The sequence below is a fragment of the Streptomyces gelaticus genome (genome assembly GCF_014649535.1).
Lineage (GTDB): Bacteria > Actinomycetota > Actinomycetes > Streptomycetales > Streptomycetaceae > Streptomyces > Streptomyces gelaticus.
Genome location: NZ_BMTF01000024.1, coordinates 83,419 through 110,182, shown reverse-complemented (window position 1 = coordinate 110,182; position 26,764 = coordinate 83,419). Strand labels below are relative to the sequence as shown.

Here is a 26,764-nt window from a genome sequence, read left to right as displayed (position 1 = left end):
CCGACAGCGGCCCGGACAAGAGGGCCCGGCCCAAAACCCTCGGAGGAAAGCGATGACAGTCACCCTGGCGGATGTGGCGGCTCGCGCCCGGGTGTCGCCGGCCACCGTCTCCCGCGTACTGAACGGCAACTACCCGGTGGCCGCGTCCACCCGCGAACGGGTCCTGCGCGCGGTGGACGACCTGGACTACGTACTCAACGGGCCGGCGAGTTCGCTCGCGGCGGCCACGTCCGACCTGGTCGGCATCCTGGTCAACGACATCGCGGACCCGTTCTTCGGGATCATGGCGGGCGCGGCGCAGACCGAGATCGGCGGGCCCGGGGACGGCTCGGGCCGGGCGGGCGGCGAGAAGCTCGCCGTCGTCTGCAACACCGGCGGCTCCCCCGAGCGCGAACTCACCTATCTCACCCTGCTCCAGCGCCAGCGCGCCGCGGCCGTCGTGCTGACCGGCGGCGCCGTGGAGGACCCGGCGCACCAGGCCGCCGTCTCCGCCAAGCTGGCCAAGCTCGCGGACGCGGGCACCCGGGTGGTGCTGTGCGGGCGGCCGCCGCTGCCGGACGGCGAGGCGGTGGTGGCCGCGCTCGCCTTCGACAACCGGGGCGGCGGGCGCCGCCTCACCGAGCACCTGCTCTCGCTCGGCCACCGGCGGATCGGCTATGTCGCGGGCCCCCTGGAGCGGACGACGACCCGCCACCGGCTGGAGGGCCACCGCGAGGCGATGCGGGCGGCGGGGCTCGTCGGCGACGAGGAGCGCCTCACCGTCCACGGCCCCTACGACCGCCGCTCCGGCTACGACGCCACGCTCGAACTCCTGCGCCGCGAACCGGAGGTGACGGCGGTCGTCGCCGCCAACGACACGGTGGCGCTGGGCGCGAGCGCGGCGATCCGGGACCGCGGGCTGCGCATCCCCGAGGACATCTCGGTGGCGGGCTTCGACGATCTGCCGTTCTCGGTGGACGCCGTCCCGGCGCTGACGACCGTACGGCTGCCGCTCTTCGAGGCGGGCGCACGGGCGGGCCGCCTCGCCATGGGCAAGGAGACGCCGCCGCCCGGAGGCATCGCGACGATCGCCGCGGAGCTGATGGTGCGGGGGTCGACGGCACCGCCGCGGGTGTGAGCCGCGCCCCGTGACCCGGCTCCCGCTGCGGCCCCACCACGGCCCTCGGGCGGGCGCGCCGGGGACCGTTCCGGGTCCCGTCCGGGTCACGGGCAGAAAGATGGGGGCGTTGCCCCCATGCCCGCGGAAGGCATCGCCGGAAGTATGGGTCGTGGCGGACCGGTGGTGCCGGCGCCGGACCGAGGAGGTGCGATGGCGGAGATCCATGCGGGCGGCGAACGGCTGGGCGTCTCTTCCGCGTCACGTCCGGCCGTGGCAGCGGGTTCCTCCGCCGATGCGGTCGGCCTGCTGGAAGCCGAGCGGCCGGCGGCGGACGGGGCCCTGTGGGCCGACGGTTCGTGGTGGCGGCCGGCGCTGACCGGTGACACATCGGCCGAACGCGCCCCGGAATGGGCGGTGTTCGTCCAGGACGCGATTTCCGCCGCGCCCGAGCAGGCGCCGACCGGCGACCGGGAGGACCTGCCGGGGCTGCGTGGATTCGAACGTGTCCTCGCCCCGTTCACCGCCTGCGCGGCGCGGCGGGTGCGGGACGGTCTGCCGAGGCGGCTGGGCCGGTACGTCGATCTGGACGCCGTGCACGACGACTTCGAGCGCCACCTGTCCCGGCGGCTCGCGCGGCTCGCCGCCCGGACCCTGGTCCTGGAGCTGCATCTGGCGCGGCGGGAGGGGCGGCTGGCCGGCGCCGGCCCCGAGGACCGGTTCACCGACTTCCTGCGACTGACCGGCTCCCGGGCCGGGCTGACCGCGCTCTGCACCGCGTACCCCGTACTGGCCCGGATCCTGGCACGTGCCGCGCTCGACGCCGCCGCCGCGCTGGCCGAGATGCTGGTCCGGTTCGCCGCGGACCGGCCGGTGCTGCCGGGCGGCCACGGGTCCCGGGGCGAAGAGGCCGGGAACGGCCGGCTGGTGGGGGTCGAGCCCGGCGCCGGGGACGGCCACCGGGGCGGGCGGACCGTGATGCTGCTCCGGTTCGAGGACGGTGCCCGGCTGGTCTACAAGCCGCGGCCGCTCGCCGCGCACCGGCACTTCAACGAACTGGTCGAATGGTTCAACGCGCTGCCCGGCACTCCCGGACTCCGTACGCTCGCCCTGCTGGACCGGGGCCCGTACGGCTGGGTGGAGTTCGTCGCGGAACGGCCCTGCCGCTCGGCCCGTCAGGTCGACGCCTTCTACCGGCGCCAGGGCGCGCTGCTGGCCCTGCTGCACGCGCTGGACGGCACCGACCTGCACCACGAGAACCTGATCGCGGACGGGGAGTACCCGGTACTCGTCGACGTCGAGACGCTGTTCCACCCGCCGCTGCCCACCGCGGCTTCGGACGATCCTGCGGCCCGTGCCCTGCACGACTCGGTGCACCGGGTGGGCCTGCTGCCGCAGCTGCTCGTCGGGGACGAGACGGCGCTCGACATGTCCGGGATCGGCGGTGGGCAGGCGGCCGATTCCCCGGTGCCCGGCGTCGACTGGGCCGACGCGGGCACCGACCGGATGCGGATGGTGCGCCGGACGGCCCGGTTCGGCGGGTCGGCGAACCGGCCCCGGCTGACCGGAACGCCCGCCGACCCGTCCGCCTTCACCCGCGCACTGTGCGCAGGATTCCGGGCCGGATACACCGCGATCAAGGAGGCCCGCGGCGATCTCCTGTGCGTCGGCGGGCTGTTGGACCGGTTCGCGCTCGACGAGGTGCGGGTGGTGGCGCGGCCCACCTGGATCTACGCCTCGCTCCTGGACGAGTCCACGCACCCGGACCTGATGAAGGAGGCCGCCGAACGGCACGAGGTGCTCGCGCTGCTCGGCACCGACACCCTGGGATCCGCCGCGCTGCCCGGCCTCCTGGACGAGGAGATCGCCCAGCTCTGGTCGGGCGACGTGCCCCTGTTCACCGCCCTGCCCGAACGCACCGACCTGCGGAGCGGGACCGGCCGGCTGCTGCCCGGCACGCTCGCCCGGACGGGGCTGTCCCTGGTCCGGGCGAAGCTGGCGGCCATGGACACGGTGGACCGCCAGGACCAGGAACGGATCATCCGCGCCGCGATGGTGACCACCTCGCGCGAACCCGCCCACGAGTCCCGTCCCGGCCCGCGCCGGGTGCGTACGGCCGCGACCGCGCCGGAGCCGGAGCAACTGCTCGCGGCGGCCCGGTCGGTCGGCGACGAGCTGGTGTCCCAGGCCTACTCGGGGCCCACCCGGCTGAACTGGATCGGCCTGGAACTGCTCGACGAGCGCTACTGGCGGCTGGGCCCGATGGCCGCCGACCTGGCGGGCGGTTACACCGGCACGGCGTGCTTCCTCGCCCAGCTCGCCGCGCTCACCGGGGCGGACCGGTACGCCGCGGCTGCCCGGGACGCGCTGGCGCCCCTCGCCGGTCTGCTGGACGTGCTGCACTCCCGCCCGGACGATCTGGGCCCGGTGGGCTCGGGCGCGTTCGCCGGGCTCGGCGGGATCGCGTACGCGCTGACCCAGGTCGCGGACACGCTGGACGATCCGCGCCTCGGTGAACTGGTGCTGCCCGCACTGCGGTTGACCGGTGCGGCGGCCGTCGACGAGAACGAGTACGGGGTGCGCGCGGGCAGGGCCGGCGGGCTGGTCGGTCTGCTCGCCGGGTACCGCACCACCGGACGGGCCGACGTGTGGCGGGCGGCGGAACGCTGCGCGGGGCTGCTGCGCGCGGCACCGCTGCCGGACGCACCGGGATTCGCCGACGGGTCCGCCGGGATCGGCTGGGCACTGCTGCGCTTCGCCGAGGCGGGCGGCGGCGAGCCGTACCGCGCCGCGGGGCTCGCCGCGCTGCGGGCCGCGACCGACGCCGTGGACTGCGACATCTCCTGGTGCCGGGGCCGGACGGGCGTGGCGCTGGCGGTACTGGACAGCCCGGCGGCGCAGGCCGACCCGCTGTTGTCCGCCTGGGCTCGCGAGGCGGCGGCGGACATCGCGGGGGCCGAACCGCCGTCGGACGACAGCCTGTGCCACGGCGAACTCGGTGTCCTCGAACTACTGCGCCGCGGCGGGCCGTCGAGTGCCCGCGCCCGCTGGGTGGAGCGGGCCGGGGCGCTGCTCGCGGCGGCCGACCGGGCGAAGCCGCGCTGCGGGACACCCGGTCAGGTGCCGCATCCGGGGCTGCTGACCGGGCTCGCGGGGATCGGGCACGGGCTGCTGCGGGCCGGATTCCCCGACCGGGTGCCATCGGTGCTCCTGCTCGCCGGCCCCACCGCGCCGGTCACGCCCGGCACCTGACCCCGTACCCCGGCGCCTGCCCCGTACCCCGGCGCCGCTCACACGCCACCACCCGCACCTCGCACCGCTCTCGTACCACCGCACCTCACCCCGTACCCCTCGCACCGCTCTCGTACCACCGCGTCGTACACGTCCCCTCGCACCGCTCACGCAACGACAACCTCCCACGAGAAGAGGCAGACCATGCAGAGCACCGAAGCTTCCGCCTTCCGCGCCGACGAGTTCGCCAACGCCGCCGACGAGCACCCCGTCGGCAGGATCTCCCTGGGTGCGGGCGGCAGACTCGGTCTGCGCAGCAGAATCCTCGGTGCCGTGGACAGCAACCCCGACACCTCGGACCTGCCCTGGACCACCATGACCTGGGTTTGAGTCAATTCCGTTCCGGATCAAGCGATTTGTCGCACTGACCGGCGGGCACCGGCTCGAGTAGCCTGCGTCCATGCGTGCCACTTCGTCGGTGATTGTCGGGCGTGTCGCTGAGACCGGCCTGCTGAGCAACGCCCTGGACACCGCTTCGCGGCGTTCGGGGCGTGCGGTCTTCTTCGTCGGGGACGCGGGCATCGGCAAGTCCCGGCTGGCCGGCGAGTGCGCCTACCGGGCGTACGAGCGCGGTATGCCGGTGCTGCGCGGCAGGGCCACGTCGACCGGGCTCGTGGTGCCGTTCCGCCCGCTGATCGAGGCGCTGTCCTCGCGGTTCCGGGCGGCCGGGACGCCCACCGACCCGGAGCTGGACCCGTACCGTCCGGCGCTGGCCCGGCTGGTGCCGGAGTGGCGCCAGAGCTCCTCCCCCGGCTATCCGGAGACGGTGGTCGAGCTGGCCGAGGCGCTGCTGCGGCTGCTGTCGGTGCTCGGCCAGGAGCACGGCTGCGTGATCCTGCTGGAGGACCTGCACGACTCCGACACCGAGACGATCGCGGTGGTGGAGTACGTCGTCGACAACGTGGCGGACCTGCCGGTGCTGCTGCTGGGGACCTTGCGTCCGGAGCCCGGTGTCGCACTCGACCTGGTGCGCTCGGCGGAACGGCGGCAGGTCGCCACCGTGCGCGAGCTGGCACCGCTCGGTGACGCGGACGTGCGGGAGATGACCGCCTCGTGCCTGGAGGCCGCCCCGGACGAGGTGCCGCAGGCCACCCATGAACGGCTGGTCGGCCGGGCGGGCGGCAATCCGTATCTGGTCGAGGTGCTGCTCGCCGATCTGCTCGACTCCGGCCAGCTGCGCCGGGCCGACGGCCGGTGGGAGGAGCACGCCAACCCGGACGCGTCGGTGCCGACCGGGGTGGTGCGCAGTTGGTCGCGACGGCTGGACCGGTTCGACGAACCGGTGCGCGAGCTGCTCCTGTGCGCGGCCACGCTGGGCAGCCGGTTCTCGGTCACGGTGCTCCAGACCGTCACCGGGTTCGACGACCGTACGCTCTTCAGCCATCTGCGCTCCGCCGTGGAGGCGAACATCATCGCGCCCGACGGGGCGGATCCCGACCGCTACACCTTCCGGCACGCGCTGACGGCCGAGGCCCTGGTGGCCTCGCTGGCACCGGCGGAGCGGGCCGCGACGGCCCGCCGAGCAGCTCGCTCCCTGGCTGCGGCCGAACACGAACTGGGCGACGAACAGCGGCAGTTGATGGCCACGCTGCAATTGGCCGGGGGCGACAGGCATGGCGCCGCCCGCCAGTTCGCCGGGGTCGGCCGCCGGATGCTGGCCGCCGGCGCGTCCGGTTCCGCCGTCATCCTGCTGGAACGGGCCCGCTCGCTCGCCCACGAGAGCGATCTGCGGGGCATCACGGAGTCGCTCGCCGTCTCCCATGCCGAGGCCGGTGAGCTGGACACGGCCCTGGCGCTGACCGCGGAGCTGGCCCCGGTGCCGCCGCGGTCCGACGCCGCCGAGCAGCGCGGCGAGACCCACATCCGGATCGCCTGGGCGGCCGTGATGGCGGAGCGTGTGGACGAGGCGGCCGGGCAGATCCGTACCGCGCGGAGCATGCTCGGTACGGCCGTCCGCCCCGAGCTGGCGGCGGCGCTCGACGTGGTGGAAGGCCATCTGGCCCTGCTGCCCGGTCATGCGGGCCACGGGCAGCAGAAGTGCGCGCAGGACGCCGCGCGCCGGGCCGCCGCCGTCGCGGAGGAGCGGAGCCTGCCCGTGGTCGCCTGCCAGGCCTGGCAGTTGCTGGCGCTGCTCTCCCGGGAGCGCGGCTTCGACGAGGCCGACGCGTGCCTGGAGCGGATGCTCGCGGTCTCCGAGCAGCACGCCCTGCCGGTGTGGCGGGTGGAGGCGCTGGTCCGGCTCGGCGCCAACACCTTCATGCGCACCGGTGACCCGGCCCGGCTGGAGACGGCCCGGACCGCCGCCCAGTCGCTGGGCGCGCTGGTGCCGACGCAGACCGTGGACGGCCTGCTGGCCATGAACGCGGTGATGCGGGGCGAGTGGGACGGGGCGCACGAGATCATCGAGCGGTCGGTGGCCGCCAGCGCGCGGGTGCGCAATCTGGGCGCGCACCGCTATCTGCTGCTGGCCTCGGCGGCGCTCGCCGCACACCGGGGCCGAAGACGGGACCTGGACCGGGCCATGGTCCGGTTCCGCCGGGCGGGCGGCGAGGAGTCCTTGCTCGTCCCGCTGCAACTGGGGCTCTGCCGCGCCTTCGCGGCGCTGCTGGAGGAGGACCGCGAGGGGGCGCTGGCCGACCTGGACGCCTCGCTGGCCTGGGAGCGCGAGCACCCCAGTTTCTTCTATCTGAGCGGGCGTTACGGCCTGCGTCCGCTGCTGCGGACACTCGACGGCCGAGGCGGACGGGCGGAGCTCGACTCGGTCCTGGAGAGCCCCGGCGCGGACCTGGCCTGGAACCAGCTGTTCCTGCGGCTGGCCGAGGGCGTTCTGCACGGCCGTGCGGGCGATGCGGAGCGGGCCGTCCGGTCGGTCCGGGCGGCCTTCGCCGACGCCGCCGCCTTTCCGCTCGCCCGCCATCTGGGACTGCGGCTGGTCGCCGGCGCGGCGCTCGCCGAGGGGTGGGGCGAGCCGGTGAGCTGGCTGCGGGCGTCGGAGGAGTACTTCTACGGGGCGGGCATCCAGCCGGTCGCCGCCGCGTGCCGGGCGGCGCTGCGGCAGGCGGGGGCCAGCGTCGGACAGCACCGGGGCGGCTGGGACCGCATCCCGGCCCCGCTGCGGACGAGCGGGGTGACGCCGCGCGAGTACGAGGTCTTCGTGCTGCTGGCTGAGCGGCCGGGCAACCAGCAGATCGCCCGGCGGCTGTCCATATCGCCGCGCACGGTGGAGAAGCACATGGCGAGTCTGCTGAACAAGACGGGACGCGCGGACCGCGCGGCACTCTGCGAGTTCTCCGCCGAGTGCGCGGCCGAACGGGACTGACAACGGGGCCGGGGGCTGCGGTTGGGGTCCGGGGCGGCGTTTCGGGGCCGTCGCGCGGCGTCCCCCGCCGGTCCTGCGGCGTCCCCCTCGGGTACGGATGACGGGTGCGCGGGCCCAACATAGGGGTGCGGGGCGGATTTGGTCGGGTGCCGGTACGGAACATGCGGGTCCGACACCGATGCGGGGGCCGCCGCCGTCGACGGACCATCGGGGTGCGACCGGCAGCCCGCCACCCCCGTCCCCCGGTTCTTCGGAGGCCCGTCCATGACCCGACTCCCCACCCGCGCGCCGTCATCCGGTGCGCTGAGCCTCTCGGTCCTCGGCCCGCTCTCCGGGCAGCTGGACGGGCGGCCGCTGCTCCTCGGGCCGCGCAAGCAGCGGCTGGTCCTGGCCATGCTGCTCAGCCGGCCGGGTACGCCGGTACCGGTGGATGTGCTCACCGACGCGGTGTGGCCGGATGCGCCGCCCCGCACGGCGCGCAAGAACCTCCAGGTGTACATCAGTTCCGCCCGGACGCTGCTCGGCGCACGGTGTCCCGACGGGCCGGACGGCGATGGCGGGGAGCGGCTGGTGCACTCCTGCGGCGGCTATCTGCTGCGGGTCGGCGAGGACGAGCTGGACTCCCTGCGCTTCCGGTCACTGGCCGCGGCCGGCCGCCGGGCCGCCGACGACGGCGATCCGCGCGCCGCCGCCGGTCTGCTGCGCCGGGCGCTGGACCTGTGGCAGGGCCCGCCGCTGCACGATCTGCGCGACTCGCCGGAGGTGGCCGCGGAGGCGGAGCGGCTGGAGGCCCGGTGTCTGACCGTGCACGAGGACTGGGCCGAGACGGAGATCGCACTGGGGCGGGCGCCCGCCGTGGTGGACGGGCTGCGGGACCTCGCCGAACGGCATCCGTCGCGCGAACGCATCCGGGCGGCGTGGATGGACGCCCTGCACCGGACCGGCCGCCGGGCCGAGGCGCTCGCCGTGTACGACGACTACCGGCAGTTGCTGGCACGGGAGTTGGGGCTGGAGCCGGGGGCGGCCATCGCCGCCCGGCACCGCGCGATGCTGACCGGCCGGGACACCGCGGACCGGACGGGGAACGCGGCTCCGGCGCGCCGGGCCCCCGCACTGCGGGCGGTGCTGCCCGCCGAGGTACCCGATTTCACCGGCCGGGGCGAGCAACTGCGGGAACTCCTGGACGTCCTGGGCGCGACGAGCGGCCGGGTGGTGGCGGTCACCGGAGCCACCGGGACCGGGAAGACGGCACTCGCGGTGCGGGCGGCCCATCTGCTGGCGGACCGGTTCCCGGACGGCCGGATCCACATCCGGGTCCGCGACGAACAGGGTGCGGTGCGCCCCGCTGCGGCAATCGTCGGTGAGCTGGCCCGGCTGACCGGCGGCCCGCATCCAACGGAACCGATGACGGACCCGGAGCACTGGCGGCACTGGCTGGCCGCGCACCGCGCGCTGGTCGTGCTGGACGACGTACCGGACGAGGCTGCGGTGCGGGCCCTGTTGCCGGGTACCGGGGGCAGTTCGTTCGTCCTGACCGCGCGCGGCCAGCTGGCCGGGCTCGCGCCGGTGCACCGGATCGCGCTGCCGCCGCTGGCCCCGGCGGAGGCGCTGGCGCTGCTGGGCCGGCTGATCGGGCCGGGGCGGGTGGGGCTGGACCGGGCCGCAGCGCTGCGCATAGCCGACGCCTGCGGGCTGCTTCCGCTGGCGGTGCGGGTGAGCGGGATGCGGCTGGCGGTGCTGCGCCATCTGCCGCTGGCCGAGTACGCGGAACGGCTGGCCGATCCGGCCGGGGCACTGGACGAGCTGGTGGCCGGTGACATCTCGGTGCGCGCCCGGCTGGATTCCGGCTGGCAGGACCTGTCGCCCGGGAGCGGGCAGGCGCTGGCCCTGCTGGCCCGCGCGGTCCGGGAGGGCCCGTTCACTTTGCCGGAGGCGATGGCGGCGCTCGGCTGCGGTGAACGGCAGGCGCTGCGGGCGGTGGAGTCGCTGATCGACGCCGGGGCGGTGTCCTCCCCCCGCGGCGAGGTCACCGCGCACTGCGTGCTGTACGAACTGCCGCGCCTGATGGGCGTGTACGCCCGCGAACGCAACGCCGCCCCGGAGCCGGAACCGGACCTGGCGGGGGCCAACCACCCGTAGCGGCCCTGTTCTCAGGTGCTCCGCCTGGTCACCTGCGGCGGCACCTTCGACACCCGCACCCCAGCTACTCGGCGAACGTCATCGTCTCCGCCCATGTGAGCGGGCGGCTGAACCGGACCTCCCGCGGACGTACTTGGGCGGGGGTTGGGGGGAACTGAGTTGGCGGTCAGCCGCCCTGGTAGATCATGGTGCACAGCAGCGTGGCGCCGTCGTCCACCAGCCAGGCCCAGTAGCGCGTCTGGTCGCCTGCCACCCGGCGGCAGTTGTTCGCGTTGGCGCCCGCCGGGGCGCGGTAGACGCCTGTGATGTGCATGATCTGGTTGTACGGGGCGGGCACCGGCTCGCGTCGGCAGGCCACGGACGTCATGGTGCCGAGGGAGATCGAGTCGCCGGACTGCTGGCCGAGCATGCAGTAGGTGGCGTGGTAGATGCGGGTGAGGCAGAGCTTCGTGGTGTTGCCGGTGGTGGCGGACTGGTAGCTCCAGTACGACTTCCCGTAACCGGTGGGGCAGGCCGTGTCGGTGGCGGTCACCCGGACCAGCGCCTGCTCGCCGGCGCAGGACACGGGATCCGGCGGAACATCGACGCTCCAGTCGATGCTGGTGGTGCCCCGGCGGCCCGTGTCGTAGACCGTCAGGCAGTCGCCGGCCGAGATGGCTTTGAACGCCTCTTCGGTGGGATCCGGAATGGGTGTCGACGGCTCGGGGTCGGACTCGTCAGGCTCGGGGCCGGACTCGTCAGTGCTCCCCTCACTGGTGTCAGGGTTATCGGGATTGTGGACGGTCGGAGGCGTGTACGGGGCTGAGCCGGAACCGGATGGGGGCGAGTCGGCCAACAGGTCCTTCAGCTCTGCCGCATTGCTCGCGCCCAGCCAAGTCAGGATCGACAGCAGGGATGCGATTCCCCCGAGCAGTGCCCACAACTTGGCAGTGGAATGATCATCGGATGCGCCTGCCACAATGCCCTCCCCCGCCGAGGCTCAGTCGATATTAACTTTTTGGCGCCGCTGAGGGTCGAACTCGCGTTGTCCCGCCCCTGTTGGCCACCCCCGCACAGATCCAGCACCCCACGGATCGTCGCCCGGGTCTCGCTGAGAGTCAGATCCGCGAGTTACGAAGCGACTGCCACACAGCGCCAGCCAGCGCCCGCGTCGCCCGGGGGACGGACAGCCGTTCGTGTTCGCGGTACAGCGACCAGTTGTACGGGACGAGCGACATCTTGTTGGAGGACAGCGATCCTGCCTGGTGGGCCCTGTACACCGCCAGCGGCTCGGAAAGGCCCCGGGCGGCAGCACCGTCACGCATGATCGACAGCCACAGGGCGTAGTCCTGCCTCTTCCGCATTTCCGGCATCAGCCGCGTGCCGAGGATGTTGCGGTCATACATGGCGGTCAGCGCGCCGATGTAATCCCGGACCAGCATGGTGCGGTAGTCCACATACTCTCTCGCTCGGACCACGCGCCCATTCGGGATGAAGTCGGTGCTTTCACCCTCGTGATCGGCATCCATCTTGTAGTAGGAGGTGAACGTCAAAGGCGCATTACCTGCCGCAGCGAATTCGATTTGCCGCTCAGTCTTCTCCGGAAGCCACATGTCGTCACTGTCGAGGAAGGCGATGTAGTCCCCCCGGGCCCGCTCGATAGCAAGGTTGCGTGCCCGACCGGCACCGCCCTGTTCGGGTGCCGATTCGGGCAGGACGCGCTTGTCCTGCCGGGCGAACTCCATGAGCAGATCCATGGAGCCATCAGAGGACTTGTCGTCGGTGACCAGCAGCTCCAGGTCGCTATGGGTCTGCGTGAGCACCGACCGGACTGCTGCGCCGAGAGTGGCTGCCGAGTTGTACACGGGCATCACGACAGACACCAGGGGCACAGCGCTTCTCCTTGCTCAGCCAGGAACGACGGTCCGTTCAAGCACCGCAATCGTAGTAGGAGCTGCCATGCACATTGTTATCGCTGGTCAGGGCTACGCAGGGCTGTCGCTGGCCGTGCCGTGCACGATGTCAGGCGAGAGAGTGGTCATCCCAGCGTCAGCACGTCCAGCAGGTCGGGCCGTTCGTCCGGGGCGGCGAACACCGTGTGCAGGGCGAGCAGCACGCCCGCCGCACCGGTCGCGAGATCGGCGGAGAACCGGCGCAGCCGGGCACCCGGCACCAGCAAGCGGTCCTGCTCGGCGACCAGATGCCAGGAGAGGTTCCGCACCGAGTCCAGCACCTCGGGTCCGGGGCTGGTGCCGGAGAGCTGGTGGGCGGTGGCCACCAGTCCGCTGCGGCCCCTGAAGAGCCCCGGTTCGCGGATGAACTCCAGGACGCAACCCTGCCCGACGCCAGGCAGCAGCGCGGCGAGCACCGGGTCCTCCCGGTGGGCCAGATAGCGCTGCGCGACCAGGGCCACGCCGCCGCTGCCCTGGTCCAGGTAGAGCAGATGGCGCTTGCCGTCCTTCACCTGCACGCTGCCGCCCGGCATGGTCACGCAGTGCCCCGCCTCCCGGGCGAGCGCCGCCCCGGCGGCGTCCAGCAGCCAGTCCTCGCCGGTGCGCCCGTACAGTTCGAGCTGGAGGAACGCGGCTCCGCACAGACCGGTCAGCAGTCCGGCGGAGTGCGGGGCGGTCAGGCCGTCGACGTCCTCGCCGCGGACCAGGGAGTCGAGTTCCCAGGCGGTCCGCAGGGCCCGGTCGAGCAGTTCCCGGTCGGTGGGACCGTCGCCGTCGTAGGCGAGGCGCAGGGCCGCCAGCGCTGTTCCCGCCCGGCCGGTGAGCAGGTCGGCGGAGGCGGACGCGGGGGCCCGCAGCGCCCGGTCGAGTAGTTCGCGCCCCTCCTCGCGGCGGCCGAGCCGGGCCAGTACCAGCGCGATGCCGGGCAGCCCGTCGAACAGCCCGCCGGGGGTGTCCGGGGCACGGCGCAGCGCCGTGCGCGCCAGCCAGTCGATGTGCTCGTCGGGGACCGGGGCGCCGACGCGGTCCAGGGCGTACAGCACCCCGGCGGCACCGTGCGCGGCGCACACTCCTCCGGTGGCGAATCCCGTCAGGTCGCCGGGGTAGAGCCGGTCGGTGCGGTCCGGGGCGGCCCCGGCGCGGATGCCGGCGACGAGCCGTTCGCGGATGCCCGGCCAGTCGGGGGCCGGGCCGCGCAGCAGCGCGTCCACCGTCGCCTCGCCGCTGCCGGCCGGGAGGCCGTGGGCGAGGACGGCCGGCCGCGGCGGCCCCGCGTCGGGGCCCAGCCGGTAGCGGTCGCGGGCCCAGCGTTCCAGGGTGAGGGCCTTGCCGCGGTCGTGGTCGGCCACCTCCATCAGCGGCATCAGGATGTGCAGCCAGATCGCCCAGAGCGCGTAGGCGTCCGCCTCGGCCCCGCTCCGGTCGGGGCCCAGCGGTGCCTGGAGTCCGGGGGCACCCGCCAGTGGTGTGTCCTGGTCGTCGAGGTCGGTGGCGTACTCGAAATCGATCAGGGCCACCCGGCCGTCGGGGCGGATGATGACGTTGGCGGGGTGCACGTCGGCGAACCGCAATCCGCGGGCGTGGATGCGGTCCAGGGCCTGTGCGAGCCCGTCCGTGACGGACCGTGCCCAGTCGCAGTAGGCGTCGAGTTCGGCGGGGGTGCGTTCGCCGCGCACCAGCGGGAAGCGCTCCACGATCTCGTCGAACAGGGTGGTGCCCTCGATGTACTCCTCGATCAGGAAGTGGTGTTCCCAGACCGTGCGGACGTCGTACACCTCCGGCACGCAGTCGAGTCCGGCGAGCCGGGTCAGGGCCCGGTGCTCACGGTGCAGCCGGGTGACGGCGTCGTCCCCGGCGGGGTCGAGTCCGCAGTGCGGCCGGGCCTCGCGCAGCACCACCTGCTGCTTGGTGGTGCGGTGCTCGGCCAGGTAGATGCCGCCCGCGTTGGAGAACTGGAGCGCCTTGGTGACCACGTACGGGAAGCCGTCGTCGCGGGCGGCGGCACGGGCGGCGAGATGGGGGCGCAGCGGCTCGGGGACGGTGAGCCACTCCGGTATCCGGAAGACCACGCCCCGGGTGTCGGGGACCAGTGCGCCGGACGGGTGGCGCATCGCGCGGACCCGTTCCCCGTCGGCGTCCCGGCACCAGAGTTCGACGAACGCGCCGTAGCGGACGTGCACGGGAGCGTTCCCGATCCGCAGGTCGCTGAGGATGTACGGTCCGCTGCGCCCGTCCAGCGCCTCGCCCAGGGCGTCGAGCAGCTTCAGCAGGGCGGGTTCGTCCTCCGGGTAGAGGGTGATGAACTTCCCCGCGCCGGACCGGTTCATGTACTTCGCCGACATCAGCCGCAGGGCGCGGGTGCTGCGCAGGAATTTGAACGCCACCCCCTGTTCCAGGCAGATGCGGGCGGTATCGGCGAGGGTGAGTTCGGCCTCCTCCGGGACGGTGGAGACATGGATCTTCCAGCCCTGCTCGGGCAGTTGGGCGGAGGCGGGGTGCAGCGCGGTCCACAGGCCGCCGGTGCCGCGCCGCCAGCCGACGGGCGGTTCGGCGCGGTCGAGCGGGTAGCGGGTGTCCTCGTCGGGCAGCCGGGCCGGGGTCTCGTAGTAGCGGCGGTCGGCGAGGCAGTACAACTGGGTCTCCTGGATGCCGGGCACGGCATACCTCCTGTGGTTCGTGGTCAGGGGCGGGGGCTGCCGGCCCCGGTGCGGTCCGCGGGGGTCTCGGCCGTGGCCGGTGCGCCCGGCGCGAGCGGTGCGCCCGGTACGGGCCGTGCGTCCGGTACGGGCCGTGCGTCCGCCGCGTCCGACGGTTCCGGGTCGGACGGGGCGTTCGATGCGGACGGTTCGGGCGGTGCCGAGCCCGACCGGGCGGACGGGGCGAACGTGACGACGGCGGCGGACACCGCGAGGACCCCGGCGATCGCCCCGAACGTCGTCCGGCTGCCGAAGGCGGTGAGGAGCGCGCCCCCGGCCAGCGGCCCGAACGGCTGGACCAGCGAGGAGAGGAATCCGGCGGCGCTCTGCACCCTGCCCACCCGGTCGCCGGGGGTGACGGCCAGCAGGGTGGAGAGGAAGCCGATGCTGGCCACGGTGGACAGGCACATGCAGGCGGCGCAGAGCAGCCCGGCGAACAACGGGACCCGGATCCACGCCATGGCGAGCGCGCTCGCCACGCAGAACCAGCAGGTGGCGGCGATCAGCGCCCAGGTGTGGCGCTCGGGGCGCAGCCGGGGCGCGAGGAGCGCGCCGGTGAGGGCGCCGACCGAGATGAAGGTGACGACGGTGCCGCCGCCGAGCCCGGACCTCCCGCCGCCCGAGAAGACGGTGAGCGCGGTGAACGTCAGGGCCCCGAAGGCGAAGTTCATGCCGAGTCCGAAGACCAGGAGCACGGTCCGCAGATAGGGCAGCCGCCACAGGAACGAGAGCCCGGCGGTCAACTCGGCCTTGCTGAAGGCGGATCCGGCCCTGGCCTCGGATCTGGACCGGGTACGTACCAGGGCCACGCAGACCGTGGACAGCAGGAGCCCGATGGCCTCGGCGAGGAACGGCAGGACCGGGTGCAGACCGAACAGGGCGCCCCCGACCATCGGCCCCACCAGCCGTGCTGTGGCGGTACGGGCCTGGAGGCGGGCGGTCGCGGTGCCCATGTCCTCGGGGGGCACGACGCTCCGCATCAGCCCGAACGCGGCGGGCCCGTAGAGGCTGCCGATGATCGCGCCCGCGCCCGCGACCAGCAGCACCAGGGGCAGGGGGACGTGTCCGGTCCACACCGCCACGACGAGGGCGCCGACGACGCAGAAGCTGCCCAGGTCGCACAGGCGCATCAGCCTGCGGCGCTCCACCCGGTCGGCCATCACCCCGCCGGGGAGCATGGTGATCAGGACCGCGGTGACGGACACCGTGCTGATCGCACCGGCCTGCACGGCCGATCCGGTCTCGCGGAGCACGAGGAGCGGCAGGGCCAGTGCGGTCATCTGGGTGCCGAGAACGGCGAACAGGCCGCTCATCCACAGCAGTCGGAAGTCCCGGTTGTTTCGTAGCGAGGCGGCCATCGTCGGCTCCCGGTCGGTGGTTCGGGGACAGGGCTCGGCCGGTGGCCCGGCGAAGGCGACGGCCTGGCAGGGGGTCGGGGCCCGGTGAGCCCGGGGCCCGGTCCGGAAAATCGAGGCGGGGCGGTCTCCGTGGTCGACGGAGCCGCCCCGATTCGGCCGGCCGGGCGCCACGGAGGAAGGTCGCTTCCCCGGGGTGGCGCCGCGGCCCGGTCATCAGCCCTTACTGCTCCGACAGGATGAGGCTCACGGTGCTGACGCAGCTGCCGTCGATCTCGCGCTCGCTGTTGACGGCCGTCTCCTGGAGGTCCAGCACGGAGTGCGCCTCGACCTCGGGGGTCTCGTTGTCGTCGCCGGCGGGCTTGGTGTTCTCGGCCATGGTGGTCTCCGTCCACTCGTATGACTCTGCGGTGTCCGGTCGTTCCGGGGCGTGCCCCGGTTCTTCCGGTTGCGGCCGGCGGGTGCCTGCCGCTGACCAGAAAGTTAGGAGCGCCGGCCTGGCAAACGGCTCGACGCCGGTATGGCGGCGGTATCCCGGCAGTTCACCGGCGGTGGACGGGAGAGGGCGAGCGGCCACCGGGGCCGGCGGCGGGCCGCCGGACACCCTCCGGCCTGCGCCCATACCGGCCCCGAACCGGTTTCGGACCGGTGCCGAACCGTCCGCCGGGACGCTGTACCCGCACCCGCGCACGGCGGCCGCGCGCCGCGCCCCTACGCCCGAAGGAGACGGCCGGATGGAGCTCGCCGAACTCGTCGGACTGCGGCCGGTCCCGGCCGGTGGAGTGCTGGTCACCCTCACCCGCCGCTGTCCGCTGCGCTGCACCCACTGCTCCACCGGTTCCGGGCCACGGGTGCGGGAGGAACCGGAGGCGGACGAGCTGGAGCGGTTCGTCTCCTCGTTCACCGCCGCCGACCGGCCCGAGGTGATGATGCTGACCGGGGGCGAACCGCTGCTCCGGCCGGGCCTGGTGGCCTCGCTCGCCCGCTCAGCGCGGGCCGCCGGTACCCGGACCGCGCTGCTCAGCGGCATGTTCTTCGCCCGGTCCGGCAAAGTCCCGGACCCGGTGCTACGGGCGGTGCGCACGCTCGACCACTTCTCCGCCAGCCTCGACCTGCCGCACGAGCGGGAGGTGCCCCGGGCCGCGGTGTTCCGCGCGGTGCGCGAGATCCGGGCACTGGGCGTGGCGGTCAGCTTCCATCTCACCGGGACCGGTGCGGACGACGGCTATCTCGCGGACGTCACCGCGGACATCGACCGGACCTTCGGCGGCACGGTGCCGTCCCTGGTCAACGAGGTGCGGCCGTTCGGCCGGGCGGCGTCCTGGGCCCGCCCGGCCCGGACCGTGCCGGACGGCGGGGACGCGCTGCCGTGCGCGATGGCCGCCTGGCCGGTGGTCGCCTTCGACGGCACGGTCCTGGCCTGCTGCAACCAGGACACCGTGGACCGCCGCCCCGTACCGCCCCATCTGCGGCTCGGCCATGTCGCACAGGACGACTGGTCCGCCGTACGGGCGCGAACGCTCGGCTCGCCGCTGCTGCGTCTCGTCCGCACGGTCGGCCCGGCCCACCTGCGGCAGCGCTGGTCGCCCGGCACACCGGCCGGTTCCTACTGCGGGGACTGCCGGGAGCTGGGCACGCTGCCCGAGGTGGTCGCGGCGGCCGATGCGCTGGCCTCGGGCGCCGCCGGTGCGCTGCTCGATCTGACGGCGGCCCGCCGACAGCACGACCAGGGCCCGGTGGCGCTGGTACGCCGCCACGGCTGCGCCGCGTACGCCGGTCTGGTGGCGGCACCGGGCGGCGGGCAAAGCCCGCGTCCGGCGGCGGAAGGCACCGGGTCATGACCCCCGCCGCAGGGCCACCGGGACGTATCGGGGAAGCAACCGGGGCGCCGCGCCCGGCACCCGCCGCCGGACAGCCCGCCGGGGCCGTCCGGGAGGCCGCCGCACGCGTACCGAGGGCGCGCGGCGGCGGGCTGCCGGCCTCCGAGCGGCTGCGGGTCAAACTCGCCTTCGCCGAACCGGCCCTGCGCGCCTCGTCGGCCGCGCTGTGGCGGCCCGAGGGGCTGCTGCCCCGCTACCGGGCGTACCTGTGCGCGATGCACACGGTCATCCGGGCCTCCGTACCGCTGATGGAACGGGCCGCCGAGCGGGCCGGGCTGCTGGCCCGTCGCGGCGATCCGCTGGGGGCGCCGCTGGCCGCCTACCTGGACGAGCACATCCGGGAGGAGGCGGAGCACGACACCTGGCTGCTGGAGGACCTGACGGCGGCGGGCAGCGGGCCCCGGGCCGCTCTGGACCCGGTCCCCTCCCCGCTCGTCGCCTCCCTGGCGGGGGCCCAGTACTACTGGATCGAGCATCACCACCCGGTGGCGCTGCTCGGCTACATCGCGGTCCTGGAGGGGCACGCCCCGGCCGCCGGGCTCGCCCCCCGGCTGGCCCGCTCGACCGGACTGCCCGCCCCGGCCTTCCGCACGGTGCACGAGCACGCGCGGCTCGACGACGGCCACGCCGGCGAACTGTACGCGCTGCTCGACCGGTTGCCGCTGTCGCGGTCCCAGGAGACGGCCGTCGCCGTCAGCGCCCTGCACACCACGGACGCGCTCACCCAGTTGTTCGTCCGGCTCGGGCGCACCGGACCGGCGCCGCCGGTACGGGGAGCCGGGCGGTCCGTCCCGAAGGAAGGCCAGACATGACCGAACCACCGGACCGGCTCGCCGTGTTGTACGGCGCCGGCTTCGCCGTCGATCTGCTCACCGACGAACAGCGCCAGGTGCTGGGCGACCTCGCACCGGAGGAACTGGCCGTGCTGCTCGACATCAAGACCCGGCTCGACGCCGTGGGGCCCGAGGTACAGGCGCACGGCGAGATCGCGGGCGGCGCCCTCTTCTGAGGCCGGCCGGCCCGGGCCGTCCAGGTCCTGCCCGTCAGGACCCGTCACCGCGTGGCGGGCCGGTTCCGGTGACCCGGCCCGCCGCTCCGGCCGGACCAAGCAGAGAGGAAGCCCTGATGAACTGCACCTCGTGCCGGCACGAACTGCCCGCCGCCGCACGGTTCTGCCCGTCCTGCGGCACCCCGTGCCCGTCCCCCGCCGCCGCGGCGCCGGAGGACGAACGCAAGCTGGTCACCGCGGTCTTCTGCGATCTGGTGGGCTCCACCGCGCTGTCCGGACTGCTGGACCCGGAGACCCTGCGCACCGTGACACTGCGCTACTTCGCGGTGATGAGCGAGCAGATCGAGGCGCACGGCGGCACCCCGGAGAAGTTCATCGGTGATGCCGTGATGGCGGTGTTCGGGGTGCCGGTGATGCGTGAGGACGACGCACGGCGGGCGCTCGCCGCGGCGCTCGGCATGCGCGAGGCGCTGGCGGAGCTGAACACCGACCTCGAAGCCACCCTGGGCATCCGGCTCGACATCCGGATCGGCGTCAACACCGGCCAGGTGGTGGCGAGTTCCGATGCCAGCACCCGGCAGGCGCTGATCTCGGGCGAGACGGTGAACGTGGCGGCCCGACTGGAGCAGAACGCGGCGGCCGGCGAGATCCTGATCGGCCCGCAGACCCTGGAGGCCGCCGGTCCGACCGTGGTCGTGCAGGAGACGGGCCCGCTGCGGCTCAAGGGCAAGACCGACAGCGTGCACGCGTACCGGCTGATCGCGCTCGGCGCCGACGACCCGGAGCTGCTGCGCCGCTTCGACGTGCCGTTCATCGGCCGCGCCGCGGAACTGGCGGCGCTGGACGAGGCGCTGGACCGCACCGTGCGCGGGGCGGGCCCGGGGCTGGTCCGCCTCGTCGGTGACGCGGGGATCGGCAAGACCCGGCTGGCGCGCGAGTGGCTGACCGGACTCGGCGGGCCCGCCCGGCCGGTCGTCGGCACCGGGCGCTGCCGCAGCTACGGCGACCACGGCACCCTGGCGCCGCTGGCCGACGCGGTGCGGGAGGTGCTCGGCTCGCCGGTCGCCCGGGAGGCACTGGACGGGGCGTCCGGACGGTCCGCGGCATCGGTGGCGGACGCGCGGGCGCTGCTGCGCGGCGGTCTGCTGCACGACGGCACGCCCAACGCCCCGTTCGAGGACATGTGCGCCGCGCTGATCACCGTGCTGTCCCGGACCGCGGGGCGACGGCCGGTGCTGCTGGTCCTCGACGACTGGCACTGGGCCGAGCCGCTGCTGGTGCGGGCGGTGAACCGGCTGGCCGGGCCGCTCGGCCGGGCGGGCGGACTCATCGTGTGCCCGGGCCGCCCGGACGGCCCCCCGCCCGCCGCCGAGCCGGCCGCGGGCGGGACGCAGATCGTGCCGCTCACCGGACTGCCGCGCGACGAGGCCGCCCTGCTGGCCCGCGAACTGACCGGACCCGACGCGGGCATGGCCCGGGACGACGCCGCCCCGGCCGCCCCCGACGCGTACGACCGTGATCTGTACGACCGGGCCGAGGGCAATCCGCTCTACCTGGAACAGCTCCTCGTCCCCGCGGGCCCGGCGCCGGAGGGTGCGCGGAACGTGCGGGGCGCGGCGCTGCCGCCGACCCTCCAGGCGCTGCTCGGCGCCCGGATCGGCGCTCTGGAGCGTTCCGAACGCACCACCCTGGACCTGGCCGCCGTCGTCGGCCGGGACTTCACCGCGCCGGAACTCGTCCGGCTGACCCGGGCGGCACGCGAGACGGAGGGTGCGGCCCGGACCGCCCCGGCCGCCCACGCCGACGGGTCCGCACCGGACGACGACCGCGGCCTGGTCGCCCGTGCGCTGGCCCGGCTGCGCGGACGCCGGCTGGTCGAGACCGCGCCCGGCGGCGAACCGGGCGCGGGACGGCACCGGTTCAGCAGCGGTCTGGTCCAGGAGGTGGCGTACGCCTCCCTGTCGAAGCGGGCCAAGGCCGAGCGGCATGCCTGGGCGTCCGAGCTGCCCAGTGTGACGGCGGCGGGCGAGGCGGCGGTCGGCGGACACCTGGAGCGGGCGTACCGGTACCGCACCGAGCTCGGTCTGGCCGACGACCGGGCCGCCGCCCTGCGGGTCCGGGCCGCCGCCGCACTCGCCTCGGCCGGTGCGCAGGCCCTGGCCCGTTCCGATCTGCACTGGGCCCAGGGCCTGTTGGAGCGTGCCGTGGAGCTGCACCCGGCCGCCGACCCGGCCGCGGCACCGGCCTTGCGACGGCTCGGCGAGGTGCGTCTCGCGCTCGGCCGTTCCGAGGACGGGGAACGGCTGCTGCGGCGGGTGCTGGCCATCGGGACCGCGCCGGTGGAGGCCGCGCACGCCCGGCTCGCGCTGGCGGTGCTGGACCCGGCCTCGGTCAGCGTGTCGGCCACGGCCCGTTCGGTGCTGCCGCTGTTCGAGTCCGCCGGGGACTGGGTCGGGCAGGCACGGGCCCGGCTGCGGCTCGCGCAGCGGTTGCAGCTGGCCGGCCGGCACGAGGAGGCCGACCGCGATCTGACCCTGGCCCTGGACCACGCGGTGCGGGCCGAGGCCGAGCCGGAGCGGGCGGCCGCGCTCGGGGCCATCGGGATCTCGCTGTGGCGCGGCCCGGAGCCGGTACCGGTCGCGGTGACCCGCTGCCGTGACCTGCTCGCCGCGCACGGCGCCGGCCGCCCCGCCGTACGGACCACGCTGAACTGTCCGCTGGCCGTGCTCTACGCGCTGCACGGCCGGGCGGACCGGGCCGGGGAGTGCCTGGCCGAGGCGGAACGGCTGGCCGACGAGCTGGGGTACGCGGAGGCGGAGGTCTTTCTGCCGGTGTTCCGGGCGACGGTCGAGGCGCTGCTCGGGCGCACCGGACCGGCCCTGGACCAGCTCGTCCGGGCGGACCGGGCGGCCGAGCGCGGCGGGGCCCGGTCCATGCGCCCGGCCATCGCGCTGGAGGCGGCGCGGCTGCTGCTCGACGACGACCGGCCGGACGGTGCCGGTCCGTGGCTCGAAGGGATCGGGGAACCGCGGTCGCTGCCGCACGCGGACCGGGTGGACCTGGCGGGGCTGCGGGCCCGGCTGGCGGCGGCGGCCGGGGACGCGGAGGGGGCCCTGCGCCACGCGGACCGCGCCGTGCGGGACTCCCTGCTGACCGACTCCCCGCTGGTACGGGCCACCGCGTCGCTGGACCGGGCGCGGACGCTGGCGCTGCTGGGCGACGCGGCGGGCGCGGCAGCGGCGGCGCGGGAGGCCCGGGAGGGGTTCGCGGAGAAGGGACATCTGCCGGGCGAGCGGTGGGCCGCAGGGCTCGCCGCGGGAGCGGCGGCGGCCACGACGGAGAAGAGCTGAGGGATGACGACCACGGACACGGCACCGGGGCCGGGACTGACCTGGAGTCTGCGGGGACGCGGACCCGACGACGTGGCGGTCCTCGCGGACCCGGGCCCCGGGCACGGCGCCGGGGCCCCACCGGGCACCGGGCGGGGCGTGCGGGTCTGCGTGGTGGACTCGGGCGTCGAGCGCGACCATCCGGGCGTCGGCCCGGTCGAGGGGTCATGGGTGGTGGTCAAGGACCCTGAGACGGGCTCGACCGAGGTACGGCCGACCGACACCGGGGACTCCTGCGGACACGGCACCGCGTGCGCCGGGATCATCCGGCGGACCGCCCCGGAGTGCGAACTGCACAGCGTGCGGGTGCTGGGCGAGCGGTTCTCCGGCACCGGGGACGTGCTGCTGGCCGGGCTGCGCTGGGCGGTGGAGCAGGGTTTCGACGTGGTGAACCTGTCACTGTCCACCACCCGTGCCCGGTTCGCCGAGGAACTGCACGCGCTGGCCGACCACGCCTACTTCAACCGCACGGTCGTCGTCGCCTCGGCGCACAACTCCCCGGTGGAGAGCTATCCGTGGCGGTTCGCCTCGGTGATCTCCGTGGGCAGCCACCAGGAGGCGGACCCGGACCTGCACCTCTACAACCCCGACCCGCCGGTGGAGTTCTTCGCCCCCGGCCAGAACGTGACGGTGCCCTGGCTGGGCGGGACCTCGATACGTACCACCGGGAACAGCTTCGCGACCCCGTACATCAGCGGACTGTGCGCGCGGCTGCTCTCGGTCCATCCGAGGATGACGGCTTTCCAGCTCAAGAACGCCCTCTATCTCTCCGCGGCCAACGTGCGGTTCGGTCCGCGGCATTCCACCCCGGCAGGAGAGGTCTGTGATGACTCCGAGAACTGAATCAGTGTCCGCCGCGGGCACGGTGCCTTCGGCCGATCCGCAGCGGCGCGAACTCCTCCAGTCCATTGTCGACGTGGCCCGCGCGATCTTCGGAGCGGCGGCGAGCTCGGTCTTCCTGCTGGACGAGGAGGCGGACGAGCTGGTCTTCCAGGCGGTCTCCGGCCAGGGCGAGGAGTTCCTGGTGGGCCGCAGGTTCCCGGCCGGCCGCGGGATCGCGGGCTGGGTGGCGACGTCCGGCGAGCCGATGGTGGTGGACGACCTCACCACGGACTCCTCGTTCGACCGTGCGCTCGCCGAGTCCACCGAGTTCGTGCCCCATGCCCTGATGGCGGCCCCGCTGATCAGCGACGGCCGGGTGCTCGGTGTGCTGGAGGTGCTCGACCCTTCGCCCCGTGCCCGCACGGACATCCGGGAACTGGACCTGCTCGCCATGTTCGCCCGGCAGGCCGCCGCGGCGCTGCGGGTGGCGGCGTGCGTCCCGGCCGGGTCCGGTGCGCCGGAGCCGGGCGGGCGGCTGGGGCCCCGGCAGCGGGCGGACGCGCTGAGACTGCTGGATAGTCTGGAGCAGCTGCTCCGGGAGCCCTGCTGAGGCCGGGCCGGCAGGGCGGCCGGACGACGACGGAAGGACCACGCACGTGAAGCTCGCTTTCTCGACCCTCGGAGTCCCGGGGATGCCGGTCGCCGATGTCGTCCGGCTCGCCGCCGGGCACGGCTACCAGGGAGTGGAGCTGCGCGCCCATCCCGAGGAGCCGGTACACCCGGGCCTGACCGCGGCCGAACGGGCCGCCGTCGTCGAGGAGTTCCGCGACGGCGGCGTCGAGATCCTGACCGTCGCCGGGTACGTCCGGGCCGCCGCCGAGGGGGACGACGCGCCCGTGCTGGAGGAGCTGGCCGGACTGGTGGACCTGGCGCACGACCTGGGCGCGCAGAACGTCCGGGTCTTCCCGGGCGGCGGTGGCCAGGACCCCGCCGCGGCCGACGCGACCGCCGCCCGGCGGCTGGCCGCCGCCGCCCCGCACGCCGCCGACAAGGGCGTACGCATCCTGCTGGAGACCCATGACTCGCACCGGGCCGGCGCCGATGTGGCCCGGGTCGTCGGGACGGTCGGGCACGGGCAGATCGGCGCGCTGTGGGACATCATGCACACCTGGCTGGCGGGCGAGGAACCGGCCGCCAGCCATGCGGTGCTGGCCCCGCACCTGGGATACGTACAGGTGAAGGACATCGCGTCGGCCGAGGACACCGGGCCGTTGGCGCTGGGGGCCGGGGTGCTGCCGCTGGGGGCCTGCCTGGACACGCTGGACCCGGACAGCTGGGTCTGCTGGGAGTACGAGAAGCGCTGGCACCCGCAGGCGGCGGAACTGCCCGGACTGCTGGACGCCGGGCGCGAGCATCTGCTGCGGCTGGGTGCGGCCGGGCGGTAGGACACAGCAGGCCGTTCGCTGCGGGTACCGGCCAGAGGCCCCCTCCTCGGCATGCCCACATGCGTGCGCTGCCAGGTCGTACGGAAGCGTGCAACGCTGCACGCCCGCACATGGCGAAGTGGTACAAGTGCGGCTCCGCAGCCACATGACGGATGGGGTCGGCCACCACAACGCCGACCCATCCGGGCACCCTGCCGCGCGGGCTGTGAAGTGCTCATGCGGGCGCTTCCGGCGGGAGCTCTAGCGGAGGTAGGTACGCTGCCATTGCCCGGCCCGTCATCCGGCCACGTCACCGGCCCGCCGCACCGGGCCCGCGCTCTCCCGCAACCGCCAGTACCCCCGCCTCGGCCTCCGGGCCCGCCGCCACCGTCGTCGGCCCGGTCCGGCGCGTCCCCGCCAGCGACGTGAGGGCCACTCCGCCGACCAGCAGCGCCGCCGCGCACCACCGCAGCGGGCTCACCGACTCGCCCAGCAGCAGAGCGGCCGACGACATCCCGAAGACCGGGACGAGCAGGGTGAACGGGGCCACCGAGGAGGCCGGGTGGTGGCGCAGCAGGAAGCCCCAGGCACCGAAGCCGAAGACGGTGGTGATCCAGGCGACGTAGACGATGATCCCGGCGCCGCTCCAGTCCAGCGCGGCCAGCGCCTCCTTGTCGCGGTCCCAGCCCTCGAAGAGGAGGGAGAGACCGAGCAGCGGAAGCACCGGCACGGTCGAGACCCACACCATGAAGTTGAGCGAGTCGGGCGGGGCGGCCTTGCGGGTCAGTACGTTGGACACGCCCCAGCAGGCCGCCGCCGCGATCACCAGGACGAAGGCGAGCACGGGGCCGCCCGCGCCCTCGTCGACCGCCGCGACCCCGATGCCGGCGAGGGCCACTCCCATCCCCAGTACCCGTACCCTTCCCGGGCGTTCGCCGAGGGCGACGGCGGCGAAGAGGGCCGTGAAGACCGCCTGGATCTGGAGCACGAGGGACGAGAGGCCGGCGGGCATTCCGCGGTCCATGCCGATGAAGAGCAGACCGAACTTCGCCACCCCGAGGGCGAGCCCGACGCCCACGATCCACTTCCAGGCGACCTTGGGCCGGCCGACGAAGAAGACCGCGGGCAGCGCGGCGACCAGGAAGCGCAGGGCGGAGAAGAGCAGCGGTGGGAAGTGCCCGAGGCCGACCTCGATGACGACGAAATTCACACCCCAGACGGCGGCAACCAGGGCGGCCAGGGCGATGTGGAGGGGACGCATGGATCGAGGATCACCCGCGCCGACCATGTAGCACCAGCGCGGATTTCTTCATGGTGGAATTGAGTGCTGCTAATGAATCACGCGACGATCGGCCGACGGATCAGTCGGCGCGTCGTCGACACACCACCGAGGTCCGGGAGGTCCGGTGCTCGATCTGGCCCGGCTGCGCGCCCTGCACGCCGTCTCCGTCCATGGCTCCGTCGCGGGGGCCGCCGCCGCGCTCGGCTACACCCCGTCGGCGGTCTCGCAGCAGATCACCAAGCTGGAGCGGGAGACCCGTACGACGCTGCTCGAACGGCGCGGGCGCGGTGTCGCGCTGACCGAGGAGGCACTCCATCTGGCCGCGACGGCCCAGCAGTTGCTGGCCATCGTGGAGCGCGCCGAGACCTCGCTGGAGGAGCGCAGGGGGCGGCCGACCGGACGGCTGTCGATCGGCGCGTTCGCCTCCGCGGCGCGCGGGCTGCTGCCCGGGGTGCTGGCGGAGCTGGGCCGGGACCACACGGCCCTGGACGTCCGGATGACCGAGGTCGATCCGCATCTCTCGGTCGACCTGGTGGCCAAGGGCGTGATCGATCTGGCGGTCGCGCACGACTGGGACATCGCCCCGCTGCCCGCCCCCGAGGGCGTGGCGCAGGCGGTGATCGGCGACGACCACTGCGATCTGCTGGTGCCCGAGGGGCATCGCCTGGCCGGGCGGGAGGCGGTGCGGCGCGAGGAACTGGCGGGCGAGCGGTGGATCTGCCAGCCGCCGGGGACGGTCTGCCACGACTGGCTCGTGCGGACCTTGCGGGCGGCGGGCCACGAGCCGGACATCCGGCACCGGGCGGAGGAGAACCACACCCAGCTGGCGCTGCTGGCCGCCGGCCTCGGGGTCGCGATGATCCCGCGCCTGGGCCGGGGGCAACTGCCGCCGGGGGTGGTGGCGGTGCCGCTCGATCCCGTACCGGTGCGGCGGCTGTACGCGCTGTGGCGTACGGAGGCGGCCCGCGATCACGGCGGCGGTCTCCGCGCTGCGGGCGCACGGCGCCGCGGTGGGGCTGGGTCAGGACTGGGGCGGGGACGGGGCGGACGCCTGCCACGCCGGAGGCGCTCAAAACGGTCCGAACCCTTGACCGGAAGTTATTTTCTGGATATCCGTGCTCCTTGGAAGTT

At 74.4% G+C, this 26,764-nt stretch carries 18 protein-coding genes and 1 pseudogene; 13 read left to right on the top strand and 6 right to left on the bottom strand.

What is annotated here, in order from left to right:
• The first annotated feature begins 52 nt into the window (after positions 1-52).
• The 5 genes from IE107_RS27875 to IE107_RS27855 all read left to right on the top strand — a co-directional run bounded on the left by IE107_RS27875 (position 53) and on the right by IE107_RS27855 (position 9,845).
• A complete protein-coding gene (locus IE107_RS27875; protein ID WP_189547100.1) occupies positions 53-1,117 on the top strand; it encodes a LacI family DNA-binding transcriptional regulator in 1,065 nt (354 codons plus the stop codon).
• 192 nt (positions 1,118-1,309) lie between these two features.
• The gene (locus tag IE107_RS27870; RefSeq protein WP_229867289.1) at positions 1,310-4,348 is read left to right on the top strand and encodes a type 2 lanthipeptide synthetase LanM family protein; all 3,039 of its coding nucleotides are present in this window, start codon (positions 1,310-1,312) and stop codon (positions 4,346-4,348) included.
• A gap of 183 nt (positions 4,349-4,531) precedes the next feature.
• Positions 4,532-4,717, top strand: a complete 186-nt coding sequence (locus IE107_RS27865; protein ID WP_189547099.1) for a hypothetical protein — start codon at positions 4,532-4,534, stop codon at positions 4,715-4,717.
• A 70-nt stretch (positions 4,718-4,787) separates the two neighbouring features.
• Positions 4,788-7,706, top strand: coding sequence for a helix-turn-helix transcriptional regulator (locus IE107_RS27860; protein WP_189547098.1), 2,919 nt, complete (start codon positions 4,788-4,790; stop codon positions 7,704-7,706).
• 264 nt (positions 7,707-7,970) lie between these two features.
• Positions 7,971-9,845 (top strand): AfsR/SARP family transcriptional regulator, encoded by a 1,875-nt coding sequence (locus IE107_RS27855; RefSeq protein WP_189547097.1) that lies wholly within the window; start codon positions 7,971-7,973, stop codon positions 9,843-9,845.
• A gap of 166 nt (positions 9,846-10,011) precedes the next feature.
• On the opposite strand, the gene IE107_RS27850 is transcribed toward IE107_RS27855, so the two are convergent.
• The 5 genes from IE107_RS27850 to IE107_RS27830 form a co-directional block, all read right to left on the bottom strand.
• Positions 10,012-10,803 (bottom strand): hypothetical protein, encoded by a 792-nt coding sequence (locus IE107_RS27850; protein WP_189547096.1) that lies wholly within the window; start codon positions 10,801-10,803, stop codon positions 10,012-10,014.
• A 139-nt stretch (positions 10,804-10,942) separates the two neighbouring features.
• The gene (locus IE107_RS27845; protein WP_189547095.1) at positions 10,943-11,716 is read right to left on the bottom strand and encodes a glycosyltransferase family 2 protein; all 774 of its coding nucleotides are present in this window, start codon (positions 11,714-11,716) and stop codon (positions 10,943-10,945) included.
• A gap of 146 nt (positions 11,717-11,862) precedes the next feature.
• Positions 11,863-14,433: a class III lanthionine synthetase LanKC gene (gene lanKC, locus IE107_RS27840; RefSeq protein WP_189547094.1), complete on the bottom strand. Its 2,571-nt coding sequence runs from the start codon at positions 14,431-14,433 to the stop codon at positions 11,863-11,865.
• A gap of 23 nt (positions 14,434-14,456) precedes the next feature.
• Positions 14,457-15,830 (bottom strand): MFS transporter, encoded by a 1,374-nt coding sequence (locus tag IE107_RS27835; RefSeq protein WP_189547093.1) that lies wholly within the window; start codon positions 15,828-15,830, stop codon positions 14,457-14,459.
• 220 nt (positions 15,831-16,050) lie between these two features.
• Positions 16,051-16,206, bottom strand: a complete 156-nt coding sequence (locus tag IE107_RS27830) for a hypothetical protein (RefSeq protein ID WP_189547092.1) — start codon at positions 16,204-16,206, stop codon at positions 16,051-16,053.
• Between the two features lie 355 nt (positions 16,207-16,561).
• On the opposite strand from IE107_RS27830, the gene IE107_RS27825 reads away from it, so the two are divergent.
• From IE107_RS27825 to IE107_RS27795, 7 genes are all read left to right on the top strand, one after another.
• A complete protein-coding gene (locus tag IE107_RS27825; protein ID WP_189547091.1) occupies positions 16,562-17,668 on the top strand; it encodes a radical SAM protein in 1,107 nt (368 codons plus the stop codon).
• Entirely contained in the window at positions 17,665-18,519 is an 855-nt protein-coding gene (locus tag IE107_RS27820; protein WP_189547090.1) for an iron-containing redox enzyme family protein, read from the top strand. Before IE107_RS27825 ends, IE107_RS27820 begins: the two co-directional genes overlap by 4 nt.
• A complete protein-coding gene (locus tag IE107_RS27815; protein WP_189547089.1) occupies positions 18,516-18,716 on the top strand; it encodes an aroma-sacti cluster domain-containing protein in 201 nt (66 codons plus the stop codon). The genes IE107_RS27820 and IE107_RS27815 overlap by 4 nt, the downstream gene beginning before the upstream one ends.
• Positions 18,717-18,832: 116 nt before the next feature.
• A complete protein-coding gene (locus tag IE107_RS27810) occupies positions 18,833-22,066 on the top strand; it encodes an adenylate/guanylate cyclase domain-containing protein (RefSeq protein ID WP_189547088.1) in 3,234 nt (1,077 codons plus the stop codon).
• A gap of 3 nt (positions 22,067-22,069) precedes the next feature.
• Positions 22,070-22,948: a S8 family peptidase gene (locus IE107_RS27805; RefSeq protein ID WP_189547087.1), complete on the top strand. Its 879-nt coding sequence runs from the start codon at positions 22,070-22,072 to the stop codon at positions 22,946-22,948.
• The gene (locus IE107_RS27800) at positions 22,932-23,537 is read left to right on the top strand and encodes a GAF domain-containing protein (protein WP_189547086.1); all 606 of its coding nucleotides are present in this window, start codon (positions 22,932-22,934) and stop codon (positions 23,535-23,537) included. The genes IE107_RS27805 and IE107_RS27800 overlap by 17 nt, the downstream gene beginning before the upstream one ends.
• A 46-nt stretch (positions 23,538-23,583) precedes the next feature.
• Positions 23,584-24,372 (top strand): sugar phosphate isomerase/epimerase family protein, encoded by a 789-nt coding sequence (locus tag IE107_RS27795; protein WP_189547085.1) that lies wholly within the window; start codon positions 23,584-23,586, stop codon positions 24,370-24,372.
• Positions 24,373-24,661: 289 nt separating this feature from the next.
• On the opposite strand, the gene IE107_RS27790 is transcribed toward IE107_RS27795, so the two are convergent.
• Complete coding sequence (locus IE107_RS27790; protein WP_229867287.1) at positions 24,662-25,612, bottom strand: EamA family transporter; 951 nt, start codon at positions 25,610-25,612, stop codon at positions 24,662-24,664.
• Positions 25,613-25,757: 145 nt separating this feature from the next.
• Between IE107_RS27790 and IE107_RS27785 the strand changes: the two are divergent.
• Positions 25,758-26,724 (top strand): annotated as a pseudogene (locus IE107_RS27785) (LysR family transcriptional regulator).
• Positions 26,725-26,764: the final 40 nt, after the last annotated feature.